General features: G+C 48.1%; 19 protein-coding genes. 4 read left to right on the forward strand and 15 right to left on the reverse strand.

Features of this window, described 5'->3' with window-relative positions; translation table 11 throughout:
• Nucleotides 1-10: 10 nt before the first annotated feature.
• On the forward strand, nt 11-1,108 hold the full coding sequence (locus tag DEU29_RS11385; protein WP_133540476.1) for a polysaccharide deacetylase family protein: 1,098 nt from the start codon (nt 11-13) through the stop codon (nt 1,106-1,108).
• Here DEU29_RS11385 and DEU29_RS11390 read toward each other — a convergent pair.
• The 5 genes from DEU29_RS11390 to DEU29_RS11410 are packed head-to-tail and all read right to left on the reverse strand — an operon-like array spanning nt 1,105 to nt 4,928.
• Nucleotides 1,105-1,722, reverse strand: a complete 618-nt coding sequence (locus DEU29_RS11390; RefSeq protein WP_133540477.1) for an SCO family protein — start codon at nt 1,720-1,722, stop codon at nt 1,105-1,107. The genes DEU29_RS11385 and DEU29_RS11390 overlap by 4 nt on opposite strands.
• An 18-nt stretch (nt 1,723-1,740) precedes the next feature.
• Entirely contained in the window at nt 1,741-2,637 is an 897-nt protein-coding gene (gene cyoE, locus DEU29_RS11395; protein WP_133540478.1) for a heme o synthase, read from the reverse strand.
• A gap of 11 nt (nt 2,638-2,648) precedes the next feature.
• Entirely contained in the window at nt 2,649-3,638 is a 990-nt protein-coding gene (locus DEU29_RS11400; protein ID WP_133540479.1) for a COX15/CtaA family protein, read from the reverse strand.
• A 4-nt stretch (nt 3,639-3,642) separates the two neighbouring features.
• Nucleotides 3,643-4,185 carry a hypothetical protein gene (locus DEU29_RS11405; protein WP_133540480.1) on the reverse strand — a complete coding sequence of 181 codons (543 nt, stop codon included), beginning with the start codon at nt 4,183-4,185 and terminating at the stop codon, nt 3,643-3,645.
• A 2-nt stretch (nt 4,186-4,187) separates the two neighbouring features.
• Nucleotides 4,188-4,928, reverse strand: coding sequence for an SURF1 family protein (locus tag DEU29_RS11410; protein WP_133540481.1), 741 nt, complete (start codon nt 4,926-4,928; stop codon nt 4,188-4,190).
• 22 nt (nt 4,929-4,950) lie between these two features.
• Here DEU29_RS11410 and DEU29_RS11415 point away from each other — a divergent pair, with 22 nt between their 5' ends.
• Nucleotides 4,951-5,121 carry a DUF2909 domain-containing protein gene (locus DEU29_RS11415; RefSeq protein ID WP_347813159.1) on the forward strand — a complete coding sequence of 57 codons (171 nt, stop codon included), beginning with the start codon at nt 4,951-4,953 and terminating at the stop codon, nt 5,119-5,121.
• Between the two features lie 19 nt (nt 5,122-5,140).
• On the opposite strand, the gene DEU29_RS11420 is transcribed toward DEU29_RS11415, so the two are convergent.
• From DEU29_RS11420 to lexA, 6 genes are all read right to left on the reverse strand, one after another.
• On the reverse strand, nt 5,141-6,016 hold the full coding sequence (locus DEU29_RS11420) for a cytochrome c oxidase subunit 3 (RefSeq protein WP_133540483.1): 876 nt from the start codon (nt 6,014-6,016) through the stop codon (nt 5,141-5,143).
• 13 nt (nt 6,017-6,029) lie between these two features.
• Entirely contained in the window at nt 6,030-6,611 is a 582-nt protein-coding gene (locus DEU29_RS11425; protein WP_133540484.1) for a cytochrome c oxidase assembly protein, read from the reverse strand.
• A gap of 4 nt (nt 6,612-6,615) precedes the next feature.
• Entirely contained in the window at nt 6,616-8,202 is a 1,587-nt protein-coding gene (ctaD, locus tag DEU29_RS11430) for a cytochrome c oxidase subunit I (RefSeq protein ID WP_133540485.1), read from the reverse strand.
• Nucleotides 8,203-8,212: 10 nt separating this feature from the next.
• Complete coding sequence (gene coxB / locus DEU29_RS11435) at nt 8,213-9,334, reverse strand: cytochrome c oxidase subunit II (protein WP_133540510.1); 1,122 nt, start codon at nt 9,332-9,334, stop codon at nt 8,213-8,215.
• Between the two features lie 332 nt (nt 9,335-9,666).
• Entirely contained in the window at nt 9,667-10,086 is a 420-nt protein-coding gene (locus tag DEU29_RS11440) for an SOS-response cell division inhibitor (protein WP_133540486.1), read from the reverse strand.
• Nucleotides 10,083-10,700: a transcriptional repressor LexA gene (gene lexA / locus DEU29_RS11445; RefSeq protein WP_133540487.1), complete on the reverse strand. Its 618-nt coding sequence runs from the start codon at nt 10,698-10,700 to the stop codon at nt 10,083-10,085. Before lexA ends, DEU29_RS11440 begins: the two co-directional genes overlap by 4 nt.
• Nucleotides 10,701-10,838: 138 nt before the next feature.
• Here lexA and plsB point away from each other — a divergent pair, with 138 nt between their 5' ends.
• Nucleotides 10,839-13,310: a glycerol-3-phosphate 1-O-acyltransferase PlsB gene (gene plsB, locus DEU29_RS11450; protein ID WP_133540488.1), complete on the forward strand. Its 2,472-nt coding sequence runs from the start codon at nt 10,839-10,841 to the stop codon at nt 13,308-13,310.
• Here the strand turns inward: plsB and ubiA are convergent.
• Both ubiA and DEU29_RS11460 read right to left on the reverse strand, forming a co-directional pair.
• The gene (gene ubiA, locus DEU29_RS11455; protein ID WP_133540489.1) at nt 13,307-14,161 is read right to left on the reverse strand and encodes a 4-hydroxybenzoate octaprenyltransferase; all 855 of its coding nucleotides are present in this window, start codon (nt 14,159-14,161) and stop codon (nt 13,307-13,309) included. The two genes, plsB and ubiA, sit on opposite strands and share 4 nt — an antisense overlap.
• Nucleotides 14,154-14,759, reverse strand: coding sequence for a chorismate--pyruvate lyase family protein (locus tag DEU29_RS11460; protein ID WP_133540490.1), 606 nt, complete (start codon nt 14,757-14,759; stop codon nt 14,154-14,156). Before DEU29_RS11460 ends, ubiA begins: the two co-directional genes overlap by 8 nt.
• Before the next feature lie 76 nt (nt 14,760-14,835).
• Between DEU29_RS11460 and DEU29_RS11465 the strand changes: the two genes are divergently transcribed.
• Nucleotides 14,836-15,240, forward strand: a complete 405-nt coding sequence (locus DEU29_RS11465) for a flagellar basal body-associated protein FliL (protein WP_133540491.1) — start codon at nt 14,836-14,838, stop codon at nt 15,238-15,240.
• 5 nt (nt 15,241-15,245) lie between these two features.
• Here the strand turns inward: DEU29_RS11465 and DEU29_RS11470 are convergent, their stop codons facing one another.
• Both DEU29_RS11470 and DEU29_RS11475 read right to left on the reverse strand, forming a co-directional pair.
• Nucleotides 15,246-16,058, reverse strand: coding sequence for a rhomboid family intramembrane serine protease (locus DEU29_RS11470; protein WP_133540492.1), 813 nt, complete (start codon nt 16,056-16,058; stop codon nt 15,246-15,248).
• Nucleotides 16,059-16,063: 5 nt separating this feature from the next.
• Entirely contained in the window at nt 16,064-16,372 is a 309-nt protein-coding gene (locus tag DEU29_RS11475) for a rhodanese-like domain-containing protein (protein ID WP_133540511.1), read from the reverse strand.
• Nucleotides 16,373-16,376 lie beyond the last annotated feature (4 nt).

Here is a 16,376-nt window from a genome sequence, read left to right on the forward strand (position 1 = left end):
GGAGTGTAGCATGAAACTGAAATCACTGGGGCTCGCGTCAATACTGCTGGTGGCCTGCGGCGACAGTAGTTCGCAGGAAGCCTCGTCTGTGGAAACGGCTAAAAAGCAGCCAGACAACAGTATCGCTGTCTTGCAATACCACCATGTGTCGGAGACGACCCCGGCAGTTACATCCATTACGCCAAAGCAGTTTAAACAACATCTCGATTACCTCGAAGAAAACGAGTTTTCGGTATTGTCTATTGAGCAAGCGCATCAACGCATAGAGAACGACGAAGGCTTTCCGGATAAAGCGGTGGTAATCACTTTTGACGACGGTTACGACAATGTCTTCGAACATGCTGCTCCGTTATTGGCTGACTACGATATGCCTTACGCGGTATTTGTTAACCCTGATTTGATGAAAGAGAGTCCATCTGCCTATATGAGCTGGGAACAACTCAAACAAATACAGCAGCAGGGCGCAACTATTGTTAACCATGGTCAAACGCATGCGCACTTAATCCGCCGTCGGGCAAGCGAAACCGAGGAACAATGGCGGGAGCGGATGCATTATGACGTTATATCTGCCCAGCAGGCTATCGATGCAAAACTCGGCGAGCAACCTAAGTATTTTGCTTATCCTTATGGCGAATATGATGCAGAGCTACAGAATTTGCTCGATGAGTGGGGCTTTTTAGGTTTTGCCCAACACAGCGGTCCATGGAGTCCTTACAGTGATAAAACGGCCATTACGCGGTTCCCCGCGTCGGGTATTTATGCCAATTTAAAAACGCTGGATGCTAAGTTGAAGAGTCGGGCTTTACCGGTAGCCGATTACAAACCCAGTGAGCCATTGATCGCTTATGACGATGAACGACCAACCCTGCGGGTGACGCTTGCGCATACGGACGGTCTGCAACAAAAGGCCTTGAGATGTTTTCAGGGGACAGATGTGTTACAGCCTACCTGGCAGGATGAACTCACGTTTAGCGTTAAACCTAAAGAAAACTTACCGATAGGGCGTTCACGGATTAACTGCACAGCGCCGGCAGATGCCGGCACTCCTTACTACTGGTTTTCAGCAGCATTTATTCGTCCGGATGCCGAGGGAAGCTGGCCGGATTAGCCGGCTATAATCGCAAAATCACGTTTAAGTTGTTCCATGTCGACCACCGGAATTTTACCTGCCTGGTGGTCGGCATTAAATATCGCAATGCGGTTGCCATCAGGATTAACCAAAATAATAGCCGCGCTGTGATTCACCAGATAATTTTCCTCGCCTTCTTCCGGAACCGAGTACATCAATCCTAAATCCCTGACAAACGGAAATAACTGCGGATGTTCTGCACGGATACCGACAAATGCATCGCCAAAATAGCCGGTATACTCTTTTAAACGCTCCATTGAGTCGCGTTTAGGATCAACCGAAATCATCCACACTTTTACCGGTGTGTCAGTATGCTGCTGTAAGTTGGGTAGCGCGTTTTTCAAATCGGACATGGTAGTTGGGCATATATCCGGGCAAAACGTGTAGCCGGTAAAGAGTAACGTCCACTGGCCTTTAAGAGCCTGGTTATTGATGGCGTCAGGACTCTCTGTTGACTGCAGCTGGAAGGGGGCAGGTGCCCTTGGCGGTTGATAGACCAAGGCCTCAGGCTCGGCCTTTGGCCAAAGCTGATAACTGGCAACGCCGATAGCAGCCGCAATAACGGCGGCTAACACGATCATTAACTTTTGCATCGATTGTTACCTCAGGCCTTATACGTAATGATCGACCAGTAATATGACGAACAGCAACATCAGGTGCCAAATTGAAAACGCAAACATGTTAAACGCGGTTTTTTTCTTGGGCGCATATTTGAGCTTCCAGGCATAGGCCAGGAAAATGGCATTCAATACCGTAACACCGACAAGATAGATTGCGCCTGACATGCCCACCAGGTAGGGCAAAAAGCAAACTACCGTCAATAACACCGTGTAAAGCAGAATACAGGTTTTGGTAAAGTCGATACCGTGTGTAACCGGTAACATGGGTACTTTGGCGCGCGCGTAGTCTTTTTCGCGGTGTACTGCCAACGCCCAAAAATGGGGTGGTGTCCAGGTGAATATAATCATCACCAATAAAATGGCATGGGCGTGAATATCGTTAGTGACAGCAGTCCATCCTAACAGTGGCGGTGCTGCCCCAGCCAGACCGCCAATGACGATGTTTTGTGGCGTCGCGCGTTTTAGAAACATGGTATAAACCACCGCATAACCGACCATACTGGCGAAAGTTAGCCATGCCGTTAGTGCATTGACCCATACATACAATGTCGCAAAGCCTAACAGACCAATTGTAGCCGCAAAGGTACTGACCTTTAACGGCGATAAATTGCCTTGCGGCAGGGGGCGACGCAGCGTACGTGCCATTTTTGCATCGATATGACGATCGACCAGGTGGTTAATGGCGGCAGCGGCAGCCGACATTAAGCCAATGCCGGCCAGAGCAGGTATTAACACATCAAGCGCTACCCACTCCGTTTGTGCTAATGCCATGCCGACAACGGCTGTAAGCAATAGCAAGGCAACCACGCGAGGCTTAGTTAATTCGAGATAATCCCGCCAGTGAGCGCTGCGTTGTTGTAATTTTTTTGATGCAACGGTAGTTGGCATATCAAACTCCTTTATGCCTTTCTGGACAAGTTATAGTTTAAGGCGACCAGAGACAGCAGTAATAATGCTCCCACAGCATTATGGGAGACTGCGACCCATAACGGCAGGCCAAAGACTACGTTACTAATACCGAGTGCAATTTGCAAAACTAATAACAAGCCTATAACAAATAGCGAGCTACGGAAAAAGCCGGATACGGCTTTGCGCCAGCACTTAAATAAAAGCCAGCCGACCACCAGCGTGGTAATAATTGCGCCAACACGATGAACAATATGCATAGTCATGCGGTCGTTGTAGTCGTGAGCGCCGTATTGATAGGTTTCGGCTTCTGGAATGCTAAAGGCACCAGCGAAATCGAGGTTAGCAGTCCAGTTCCCTTCACAAAACGGGAGTTCAGTACAGGCAACAGCAGCATAGTTAGCAGCAACCCAACCACCAAGGGCAATTTGGAAGAGTACTGTTAACAACGCAAATAATGCCAGCCCCCGGTAACGCCGCAATTCCGGATCGCCGCCGCCAACCCGATAAGGCGCCAAGCGCAGATTGAGTAGTAATAACAGTGATATGATCGAAAACCCACCCAATAAGTGCCCCATCACAATAAGCGGCTGTAGGTTTAGGGTAACGGTCCACATCCCCAATGCAGCCTGGAAAATAACAAGAGCTAAAATAAAAGTGGGTAACTTAATCGGCGTTGGCTTTTGGCTTGGCTGGCGCTTCTTAAACCATGCGCTAACAGCAATAGCTAAAATTAACAGTCCCAGAGTCCCTGCGAAATAACGGTGAATCATCTCATACCAGGCTTTATCGGCTTCAACGGGCGCACCGGGGAATAATGCCTCAGCTTGCGCAATATGATCAGCTTTTGACGGAACGGTTAAAAAACCATAACAGCCCGGCCAGTCGGGGCAACCTAATCCGGCTTCTGTTAGACGCGTAAAAGCGCCCAGGACGATAACGCAAAACGCCAGCACAATACTAATTTTAACGAGAGTACGCATTGCCTTATCCTATTCTTGATAATTTAAGTAGCTTACGCAGATCAGCCAGCACGTTTTTACCCTCCAACACCATGGCTTCTTTATCTGCATGGGTGGGGTAGTAAAGCATGACATTATTCAGCGGGTCGATAATGAAGAGTGTATTAATCGGTAACTCATCAAGCTGTGCCAAAAGGTCTGCGGAGACAACATCCTGGAAGTCAAATTGTTGATGGTATTGCGCAATATCCTGACGCTGAGCTGCCGTCAATACAATGGGAGTTACCCGGTCCGTATCTTTGCCAACAGCAACATCAATTTGATTCATAACGAACAAAGCGTTTTGACATGCCTGTTGGCACTCCTTTGGGGGGACGTAGGCAAGCTTCCAACCTTCCGGTAGTGCTTCGGCTTGCTCTAATGCCACTGGATTAGCCATTAAGGTACCCTTGTTAGTACCTGCCTGGTACCAATGTTGATCGAGGATGACCCAGGCAATGATGACCGGTAGTAAAAAGGCGATTAGAACAATGATCAATGTACGTCGTGAGCGATTGAGGGAGCTCATCGTTACTCCTCTTGTTTTTGTTTATTTATTTTTATAACAGCAAAAGCAAAAATCACCAATGCCGCAATTGCCAACGAAAACCACTGCAATGCATAGGCCTGATGTTTTTCGGGTGGCATGACGTTCGGTTGCCATTGGCGAGAGTAGCCAAATGCTGCTTGTTCAGATAGCAGCGCAACATAGGGAAGCATGGGTATTTGATAAACATCGGCAATTTTTCCTGGTAAAAACTCGGGTACACGCTGAGGCCATATTCCGACTTGTTGTTCCTGCTCACTGCTAATAAAAACATTTTCTTCGGGGTGTTGAATGAGCCCGGTCAATGTCACCTCTTCTTCTGGTAGTTCTATTTGAGGCAGCTCGCTACGTAATCTGGGGGCCTTGATCCAGCCAAGGTTAACCGGCAAATAGCGCTGCTTTATGCTGAGCTTAAGTAAACCGACAACGTGATAACCAGGGGAACCATCTTGAATTTGGTTATCGATAAAAAAGAATCGTTGCTGGTCGAAGGTGCCGGATGCAGTAATGGCTTCGAAACGTTCAGGTTGTCGCTTAATAAGATTAAGATTCACTGGGTTGTTAGTGGACTCGTTGGCATGCTGTTGATAGTCATCGAATAAGGCTTGTTTTTGGGCGGCGCGATCGAGCTGCCAAAATCCTAACTTGACCATCACCACGACAGCGAGCAAAGTAATAATACCAGCCACAATCGGTATTTTTATGTTAGTTATTTTTAAGCTCATTATTGTCGCGTTACTACTCTATATGGTGTTTAACCTGTTCCGGGCACTTTTTGTGATGCTACGAAACGACCCCAACAAACCACCAATGACACGCTATCTTGGAAAACGCGTGGGAATTGCTGCCCTGGTTTTGTTAATGCTAATTATTGCAGCTTCCAGCGGATTTATGCCGCTCAATCCGCGCCCCTACTAAGAGGCGCGGCCTTTTCGGTTTAAAGGATGTAGACAACCACAAACAAGCAAATCCAAACCACATCGACAAAGTGCCAATACCAACTGGTCGCCTGAAAGGCAAAATGATTATCTGGTGTAAAATGACCTTTTACTACGCGCAGAAACATGATGATGAGCATCAGCGTACCCAGCGTAACATGCATGCCATGGAAGCCGGTCAGCATGTAAAAGGTATTGCCGTAGATGCCTGAGTCAAGCGTTAAGCCCAATTGCTCGTACGCATGAATGTACTCAGCGCCTTGCAGGTAAAGGAAAATACAACCCAGGATAATGGTAAGACCTAACCAAGCAGTCAATTGCTTGCGGTTATCTTTTTCCAGCCCTACGTGGGCAAAATGACAGGTAACCGAACTAACCACCAGAATCACGGTGTTCACTAAGGGAAGTCCATACCAGCCCATGGCTTGAGTCTCGGTTCCACCCGGAGTTTTGGTCAACGGCCACTGCGCAACAAACTCAGGCCACAATACTTCTGCGGTCATTACATTGTTGCTGGCACCGTCAAGCCAGGGAACAGCGATAACCCGGGCGTAAAACAAGGCGCCAAAGAATGCTGCGAAGAACATGACTTCCGAAAAGATAAACCAACTCATGCCTTGTTTGTAAGAGTTACCGAGCTGGTCATTGTACAAGCCCTGCATGGATTCGTTGATTTGGTCGCGGAACCAACCAAACAGCATAACGGCCATTACGATGATACCGATAGTTAATACGGTACTGCCATAACCGTCCTGATTGTTAGTCATGTCTATTACTGTGTTACCGGCTCCCCAGGCGATCAGGCCCAAACCGATGGCACCGATAATAGGCCAAGGGCTGGAAGCAGGAACGTAATAACTTTGATTCTCTGCCATGACGACGTTTTCCTTATTCTGTAGTTTGTAGCTGAGCTAATGTCTCAGCCGTCGCATTGGCTGTCATATCGTACAGCGTGTATGACAGTGTCAGTGTAGTAATATGATCCGGTATTTCCGGATCTAAATAGAACTGCATCGGCATTTCGGTATTATCACCGGCTTTTAACGGTTGCTGATTAAAACAAAAGCATTCCACCTTGTTTAAATAAAGCGAGGCTTCAGCTGGAGCAACCGACGGAATTGCCTGCGCGACCATATCGCCCGACGTTGGATTCCCGGCTAAAAAGTTAACCACTCGCACTTCGCCGGGATGCACCTGAACCTGCTTAACCGATGGCTCGAATTTCCAGGGAATCCCTTTTGCGTTGCGGGTGATAAACTGAACGTTAACGGTACGCGACTTATCAACCGTCTGATGAGTCGCTGCTACCGCTTCGTTCTTGGTTCTGCCGTTAAAGCCGGTGACCTCGCAAAACACGTCGTACAAAGGTACCAGGGCAAAACCGAAAGCAAACATACCAGCGACTGTTAATAGCAGTCGCTTAACGATTTTACTGTTATCTGGCCGTTGTGATTGTTGCGAGTCAGCCATGACGTTACTCCACTTTAGGTGGTTTTTCGAAGGTGTGGTATGGCGCCGGCGACGGCACGGTCCACTCTAAACCTTCAGCACCTTCCCACGGTTTGGCAGCAGCTTTTTCGCCACCGCGTACACATTTAATGCATAGCCATAAGAAGATCAGTTGTGATAAGCCGAACGCAAAGCCACCAATACTGGTAATTTGGTTAACATCAGCGAACTGGATCGAGTAGTCAGGTATGCGTCGTGGCATGCCCGCAAGGCCGGCAAAGTGCATGGGGAAGAACAACACGTTGACCGAAATTAACGAGGTCCAGAAATGTAATTTAGCCAGCGTCTCGTCATACATATGGCCTGTCCATTTGGGCAGCCAATAATAAGCTGCAGCCATAATTGAGAAGACTGCGCCGGTCACCAATACATAGTGGAAGTGGGCAACCACAAAGTAGGTATCATGATATTGGAAGTCGACGGGGGTTATTGCCAGCATCAGGCCGGAAAAACCACCGATAGTAAACAAAATCACAAATGCCAGTGCGAATAACATCGGTGTTTCGAATGTCATTGCGCCACGCCACATGGTTGCAACCCAGTTAAAGACTTTTACCCCGGTAGGCACCGCAATCAGCATGGTGCAGTACATAAAGAAGAGTTCTGCAAATACCGGCATACCCGTAGTAAACATGTGGTGTGCCCATACCAGGAACGACAGGATGGCAATGGATGCCGTGGCATAAACCATCGATGCATAACCAAACAACTGTTTACGTGTAAATGCCGGAATAATTGCCGAGATAATACCAAACGACGGTAAAATCATGATGTACACTTCGGGGTGTCCAAAGAACCAGAAAATATGCTGGAACATGACGGGGTCACCACCACCTGCTGCGTCAAAGAAGCTGGTGCCAAAGTACTTATCAGTCAATACCATGGTTACAGCACCTGCTAACACCGGCATAACCGCAATGAGCAAGAAAGCGGTAATTAGCCATGTCCACACAAACAATGGCATTTTCATGTAATTCATGCCCGGAGCACGCATGTTCATAATGGTTACGATGACGTTAATCGCACCCATAATCGACGAAATACCCAAGATATGCATGGAGAACACAAACAGTGCTGTGGAGTCGTTACTGTAAGTTGTTGATAGCGGCGCATAGAATGTCCAGCCGAAGTTAGGGCCACCGCCTTCGAGGAACAACGATGAGAGCAAAATGGCAAAGCCGAACGGCAAAATCCAGAAGCTCCAGTTATTCATTCGTGGCAGAGCCATGTCCGGCGCGCCGATCATCATCGGTATCATCCAGTTGGCTAAACCGGTAAAGGCGGGCATAACCGCACCGAAAACCATGATTAGACCATGTACGGTCGTCATCTGGTTAAAGAAGTTAGGCTCTACTAACTGTAAGCCAGGCTGAAATAACTCGGCGCGGATGACCATTGCCATCGCACCACCGATAAAAAACATAATCAAACTAAACCATAGATAAAGCGAGCCAATATCTTTATGGTTTGTCGTGAACAACCAACGGGTAATGCCTGACGGCTTGTGATCGTGGTGTTCTTCGTGATGGATATCGTCCACAACTGTACTCATCACCGTCTCCTTATTGATTCATTACTGCGTTGATGTCCGCGGCTTGCACGGTATCACCGGTATCATTACCCCAGGCATTTCGCTCGTAGGTTATCACTGCGGCGATCTCCTGCATGGTAAGTTGAGCACCAAAGGCCTGCATGGCCGTACCCTGAACACCATTAACGACAATATCGATATGCTGGTCGCGCGCTTCAGGGTCAATTGATACACCTTCTCCTGCTAATGCAGGGAATGTACCCGGAATACCTTGACCACTTGCCTGGTGACACGCTGCACAAGTACTGTTGTAGATTTTTTCACCCATCGCCATGAGCTCGTCCATCGACATTTCCATGTCGAGAAGTTCTTGCTCGCGTTCGCGCGCAGCAATTTGCTCGGCCTCAGTGTCTTCTATCCATTTTTGATAGTCGGCAGGCTCTTTGGCAATGACCACGATAGGCATAAACCCATGGTCTTTACCACAGAGTTCTGCGCACTGACCGCGATAGATACCGGGCTCTTCAACACGGGTCCAGGCTTCGTTTATAAAACCCGGGTTAGCGTCTTTCTTAACAGCGAAGTCGGGTACCCACCAGCTGTGAATGACATCATCAGAGGTGACGAGAAAACGAACTTTTTGTCCGGTAGGGATAACTAACGGGTTATCGACTTCCAACAAATAGTTTTCGCTCTTTTCAAACTTGTTCTGTATTTGTTCTTGTTGGGTAGCTAAGCGGCTGAAAAACTCAACTTCGTGCTCGAAGTATTTGTAATGCCACTTCCATTGCGACCCGGTAACCTGCACGGTTACGTCGGCATCACTGGTGTCTTCCATCGCAATAAGTGTCGAAGTAGCAGGGATCGCCATACCAACAAGAATTAGAAAGGGGATAATGGTCCAGGCAACTTCCACTTTGACGCTCTCGTGGAACTTGGCCGGCTCGCGACCCTTAGATTTTCGGTGTCGGATCATAGAAATGAACATCAGGCCGAACACAACAACCCCGATAACACAACAGATATAAAATATCGTCATGTGGAGGTCATAGACACGGTTACTGACGTCAGTGACACCTTGCGTCAGGTTAAGGCGGTTTTGGGCTTGCGCAGAAAACCCAAATAAAGCCATAAGTGCCAACAGCGGCTTCATTTTCACGTGACTTCTCCTCTTATTCTTCTACTCGCCAGATTTCTATTTCGCACCTACGCGAAACCAAAACCTGATCGTATGTTGAAGAACAAAGAGGTAAGCAGAAAAAGGAACTACATCTCCCCAGAAATCACTTTCTCTACCAACTCTTTGTTGTAGTTTCGTTGTTATATTAATTTATATAGTTGGGTAGTATCATTTATTAACGAATTTATGCACAAAGATCCAGATCAAATGTGCTGTTTGCTGGAAAAATAACCAAAAGTGTTAAAAAAAGGGCTGCACTAGCAGCCCAGACACATTATTAGATTGTGGGGTACTGAGGTAGGGGCTCAGTGGAGGTGAGATAATAATGTGTCTTCTTCAAACAAAAAGCATTGCGTTTGGCTTAAGCGGCTCGCCATCTTTACCCGCTGATTAAAGCGACTGTCGAGTGAACCTAACCAGCCAATGATCACGCCGCTGGTTCCCGTCAAAAGTGCTTGTTCTAATGCCCATTCGCGCTGCGCCTGGCTTTGTGTCCGTAGCCAACGAATTCTTTGGCTGGGCACGCCTGCGGCGACCAGCTGCGCTACAAACTCCCTTTGCCCGCCAACAACCGTAATCCATTGCTCCGACGCACAATCTGCTGCAGCAGCAAGCGCTTGTGTCACTGATGTATCAGCTGCAACACTCTGAGATGACTGAGTGATACCCGAGTTGCTTTGCCATAAACCGGGGTGAGATTGTTTGGTTGATTGCTGAAACTTCATAATGATGCTCCGTTACGAATAACACCGACGGCTAAGCCTTCGATGGCAAATACTTGTTCTGATAAGTCCACCACAATGGTAGAAAACTCTTCGTTTTCAGGATGAAGCAGCACCTTGCGGCCTTTTTGTTCAAACCGTTTTACCGTTACTTCATCTTCGACCCGGGCGACAACCACCTGCCCGTTTCGTGCCTGTTCAGTTTTGTGTACAGCGAGAAGGTCACCATCTAAGATGCCGATATCACGCATACTCATACCATTAACCTTCAATAAAAAGCTCGCCGCAGGATAAAAAAGGCCCTCATCAACTTTGAAATGTCCTTCAATATGCTCTTGAGCTAGAATGGGTGAACCCGCTGCAACCTGACCTATCAGCGGTAAACCTTCTTCTATGTCAAAGTCATCGCCAATCAGCCGAATACCACGTGACATACCCGGGAGAATTTCAATCATGCCTTTTCTGGCCAGTGCTTTTAAATGTTCTTCTGCGGCATTGGCAGACCGAAACCCTAATTTACTGGCTATTTCGGCGCGCGTGGGCGGCATGCCGGTCACCTGCAGATTATCTTTAATCAGTGCTAAAATTTCTGATTGTCTTGGAGTTAACGGTCGCATGAGTTTTCCTGTTTATTTATACAGTAACTGTGAGTATATACAGGTATTTTGCATTCGCAAGTATTTTTTGTCGCAACTTAATATCCTGTATACTGTCGACTAAGTAATTGTTTTAAACGCATTCTGTGCAGGGTTCTAATGGCAAGTCAGGGTTGGTTTTATTCGGTAATTAAGCATCCGCTACGTTGGTTGACGCGTTTTATTGCGATAGCCGATGATGCAGAGTCAGGTGACGCAAGTGTTGCCGACAAGCCGGTCGTGTACGTTATGCGTTCAACGTCGCGTGCCGATTATTCCATATTACAGCGGGCAGCCCGGCAAAAACAGTTGCCGGATCCGTCGATGCCACTGGTCATAAATGGGAAATCGTTCACGCGGGTTATGTATCTGGAACAAGCAGAATCCGATTCTTCTCAGCAAGCGATAGAAGACTTTCATCAGCTGCTTGAGGCCCATCATGCTGACCAGCAGTTGGACATTCAACTGCTGCCTGTTGGCGTATTCTGGGGCAGAAAGCCTGGTCAGGAAGCGCGCGACGGCGCCACCATGACAGGTGACCTGGATAATCCAGGTCATTTGCGTAAGTTCTGGCTGGTACTTTTTTCGGGTCGGCAGGTGCTGTGTCGTTTTTCGCGGCCGGTTAGCTTAGGCACGATGGCACGACAAAGCGGCAGTGACATAAAAATCGCGCATAAACTAGCGCGGGTTGCACGGGTACACTTTGTTCGTATGCGTCACGCAGTGGCGGGACCGAAGTTAAGCGACCGCAACGAGCTGATGCACGGGTTAATCAGTTCACCGGCATTAAAAAAAGCGATAGCCGATGAACAGCGCAGTAATAAAGTGTCTGAACAGGAAGCCCGCAAAAAGGCGCTTAGCTACGTTAACGAAATTGCAGCCAATTATAGCGAGACGCTGGTAAGGGTTCTGGATCGCTTTATGACCTGGATGTGGAGTCGAATCTATAATGGCATAGACGTGCGCGGAGGCGACAGGATTCGTAAGCTCGCGCAACAAGGGCATGAAATTATCTACGTTCCCTGCCATCGCAGCCACATGGATTACCTGTTGTTGAGCTACGTGATATACAAGCAAGGCCTTGTACCGCCGCATATTGCGGCCGGCGTGAACCTTAACTTTTTCCCGGTGGGCTCAATTTTTCGCCGCGGTGGAGCGTTTTTTATTCGTCGCAGTTTTCGCGGCAATAAACTGTATTCGGCCGTGTTTCGCGAATATCTTTGTTGGTTATTTCAGAAAGGCTATCCGGTAGAGTATTTTAGCGAAGGTGGTCGCTCCCGAACCGGGCGTTTGCTACCGCCGAAAACGGGAATGTTAGCGATGACAGTGCAAGGTATGTTGCGCGGCCAGCAGCGTCCTATCTCGTTGGTACCGGTTTACCTTGGCTACGAGCATATAATGGAAGTAGCGACCTACCTGAAAGAACTAAAAGGTAAGAACAAAGAAAAAGAATCGATGTGGCAGGTGCTGGGTAGCATCCGCAAGTTAAAAAACTTCGGTCAGGGTTACGTTACTTTTGGTAAGCCAATTAACCTTAAAGACTTTCTCGATCGTCAGGTAGATGACTGGCAGTCATCGGTTACCCGCGGTGCTGAAGAGCCCGAACGGCCGCAGTGGCTAACACCTGCCGTTAACCGGTTAGCAGAAACGGTCATGCGTGGCATTAATGACGCTGCTGCAGCCAACAGTGTTAATTTAACCGCCTTGGCTATTCTGAGCTCAGAGCATCATGCGTTAACGCGGGAAGAGTTACTGTCGCAGTTACGCGTTTATCAGGGGTTACTAAAAGAAGTCCCCTATACGCAGGACGTTAATGTACCGACCGCGACGGCTGAAGAGCTCTGGAACCAAGCCAAACGTACGGATAAATTTACCATCAACGAAGATACCATGGGTCAGGTCATTGGCTTAGAGAATGCTAATGCAATAGCCATGACTTACTATCGTAATAACATTTTGCACCTGATGATTGTTCCGGGGATTGTTGCCACTGCGTTGGTCGCTAAAAAGCAGCAAACCCTGAGTCAGCTGATTGAACAGGTTCAGCAAGTCTATCCCATGTTGCAAGCCGAGCTATTTCTCTCGCACGAAGTTGACGAAGTCCCGCTTTGGGTTGAGGCGATCGTTGAAGAACTGCAACGACAAGGCTTAGTTAGCTTTAGCGGCGGCGTCTATCACATGGTGTCACGGGAGTCGGCGCAGTGGTTACAACTGCAACTACTAGCCCGTAGTGCCAGCGAAACCCTGCAGCGTTATAGTATTGTATTAGAGCTTTTGCAGCAGGCTCAGCCAATTCAGCGAGCCGAGTTGGAGAGGCACTCAATTACGCTGGCAGAGCGATTAAGTGCGATTCACGGTATTAACGCACCAGAGTTTTACGATAAAAAAGTCATGTCGACGTTTATTGCAAGCTTAAAAAGTCAGGACTTATTAAACGTCAACGATGACGGCCAGCAAATTGCGGCCCCGGCAATTGGCGCATTAAGTGACCGTATTGATGCGTTGATCGATCCACCGGTACTGCAAACAATCCGCCAATCGGTGCAACAGCTGTTAGTCGAAATGCAGAAGAAGGCCGACAACTCAGGTTAAAGAAACCAGTAATGCCAGGCCAGGCCAGTGGCAAATGTCATCCCCACATAGTGATTGTGAAGGAAGGCTTTAAAGCATTGGCTTGGCTCACGTTCACGAATTAATAATTGCTGGTATACAAATAATCCCACAATAGCCGCGAGCGCCAATAGCAGAGGCCAGCTCCAGTCAAACCAATAGGCTACATAAGTCAGCAAGGCGACCGTGATAAGCTGCAGTAAACCAATGATAAGCCGATCATGTCGGCCAAATAAAATCGCGGTACTGCGGATACCAACTTGTAAGTCATCTTCGCGGTCAGCCATGGCATACTCGGTGTCATACATCACTGTCCAGATAACGTTAGTGACAAATAACACGCCGGCAATAAACCACTGAGTTGAGTTTTGTGCGCTAAAGGCCATCAGAATACCGAAGCTAAACGCGACCCCCAAAACCACTTGTGGCAAATGTGTCCAGCGTTTGCAAAAAGGGTAGAGTGCCGCAACACCGGCGGCGGCGAAGCTTAACATCACGGTCTGGGTATTGAACTGCAGTACCACAATGAAGGCGGCAAACAATAACAGCCCAAATACCACTACCGCTTCGGTGGCTGTAACCTCACCCGCCGGCATAGGCCGTTGATGAGTGCGGCTGACGTGGCCATCAAGGTTGCGGTCGGCAAAGTCGTTGATCACACAACCGGCAGAACGCATTAAGAACGTCCCCAACATAAACAGCACAAACAGTTTTAACGAGGGCTCGCCGTTGCCGCCTATGAGCAGAGCCCAAATGGTAGGCCAGGCTAATAGGTAAGTGCCAATAGGCCGATCGGCACGCATTAAGCGCCAGTACGCGTTAAGCTTACTCATGACCGCTCTCCTCAGGGTTAAGCGAATGTGATGCACGGGATTCATAAAAGGGTAGTGGCGAAAGGAATATTTCGCTAACTAGAACGCGCTGTCCGCCGGTTAAAAATAAGCTACGACGCCCCCACAAATTTTGTGAATGCCCAAAAAGCTGATGGTTTAGCCTGGCAACAGCATGATTGTCGGGTAATTGTGCGACCTCAAAAGGGCTGCGCAATAAGTCAGGCTGATCAAATAGTGATTGCCCCAAAGATGAGTCACCGAGGCCAGATAAATTCAGGTTTTTATGCCGTAGTGCCGATAACGGGAATAAGCTGCGTGCAAAAACCCAGGGCTTGTCGTCACAATACAGCAATACTTCCCGCACGCTGGCTTCAAATGGAACGCGGGTATGATGGCGTTTAAACAGGTCGAATTCGCTGTCAAAAATCGGCGCGGGTCGCTGACCAATCAGTTGTACACGGAATTGACGGCAATGTTGTTTTAATTTTTTTGTTAATGACCCTTCAGCTAATAGCCAGTCGCGCTGGAATGATGTAAGCGAATAATGTTCAGGCGGTTGCCATTGGCAAGGTTCAGAAACAGGAAAATTTAGTTGCATATCAACTTTCGGCTAACGGCTACTGTCGTTATCATAGCAAAGCGAGTAGCGCTTGGCAGTAAATCGGGAACAACAGATGAAGATAATAACGTTAAAAAGTATGCTGGTTATTGCGTTGCTGGTATTAGCCATGCCGGCTAAAACCATGCAAAGCTCGGTTTCTTATTATGGCTTTGAACCAGACATAACCACTAACTTCATTAAAGATGGCAACGACTACCGACTAGGGTTTATTCGGGTGGCTATCGAAGTGATGGTGCCAAACCCTCAATATGTGGGGGTGGTCGAGCATCACGCACCGTTGTTACGTGATGCATTTATTCATATTCTGAGTTCTGCCCCGGAGCGTCAAATTAAGACCATGACAGGACGTGATCAGTTGCGAATGAAATGCCTGGAAACGGCGCAGGAATTAATGCGACAGGAAACCGGTAATCCCGTCATCCAGGAAGTTTTATTTACCAAATATATTTATCAATAAGGTAGTCAGCGCAGGTTTGTGCGTGGTGTTGGGTTTAGCAGCCGTACCAGAACGCCGGCAAGACAACCCGAAAGCAGACCAGCCAAGTGGGCTTCGTTGGCAATATTAACCCAAAGTACACCGGTGTAACCTAAAATTAACCAGCCGACCATAAATACGATGAGGCCGGGAGGCAACCACAATGGCGTGCGCCGGCCAAAGCTATAAAGCCAGCAAAAGCCTAACAAGCCGTAAACAACACCCGATAAACCACCAAAGTTAGGTCCACTGACGACGTATTGTGCGACATTAGCGGTGATGCCGCTGAATAAAAAGACGGCAATTAACCATGAGCCGCCCAGATAACGTTCAATTCGTCCGCCCAGATACCACCACCAGAACACATTAAACACCAGATGCATGACGGAAAAATGCAGTACTACCGGCGAGATAAATCGCCAGGGCTGAGCAACTGGGTAGCTATCGTAGTAGTTACTGATCCTAAGCGCGCCAAGTATTGATTCGGGCGCCATTTGCAGCAGCAAGTAAACAAGCACGGCAATAACTGCAATGATACGGGTAAGCCATCCGGTATTGCGCAGCAGGTCGTTTAGTAATGACGAGCGTGCGCTTCGGTTTGGCTTGGTATCTATGACTTGAGGATTATTTTTAAAATCCTGAATGAGCTGTTTGGCCGCCGCCTCGTAACTGCTTTGGTGCAACCAGAGCTCGAGGTTGTTGCCTTGTTCGGTAACGCTAACCGGAATACCATGCTGACGCAGATACTGATAAACTTGACCTATGAAGTCACTATCGGTGCTAGTCAGTAATCTGCGCATGATGATTAATTGGCCTCGACATCGTCCGGAAACTGCATTTGCCAGGCGGTGAAACCGCCTTGCATGCTAACCGCGTTAGTTAATCCATTTTGTTGTAACACGCTGGCGGCTTGCTGACTACTGATACCGTGATAACAAACAACGATAACTTGAGCACCACCGTCAGTGTTGCTAATAAATTCAGCGACATTGTCGTTGTTTAACTGCAGCGAACCGGGGATATGGCCCTGTGCAAACGACTGCGCATCACGAATATCGACAATGATGGGAGCAGCGTCAGACGCCCATTGCTGATGGGCGTCCAGAAGCGTAATTTCC

Source organism: Idiomarina aquatica, assembly GCF_004362895.1.
Lineage (GTDB): Bacteria > Pseudomonadota > Gammaproteobacteria > Enterobacterales > Alteromonadaceae > Idiomarina.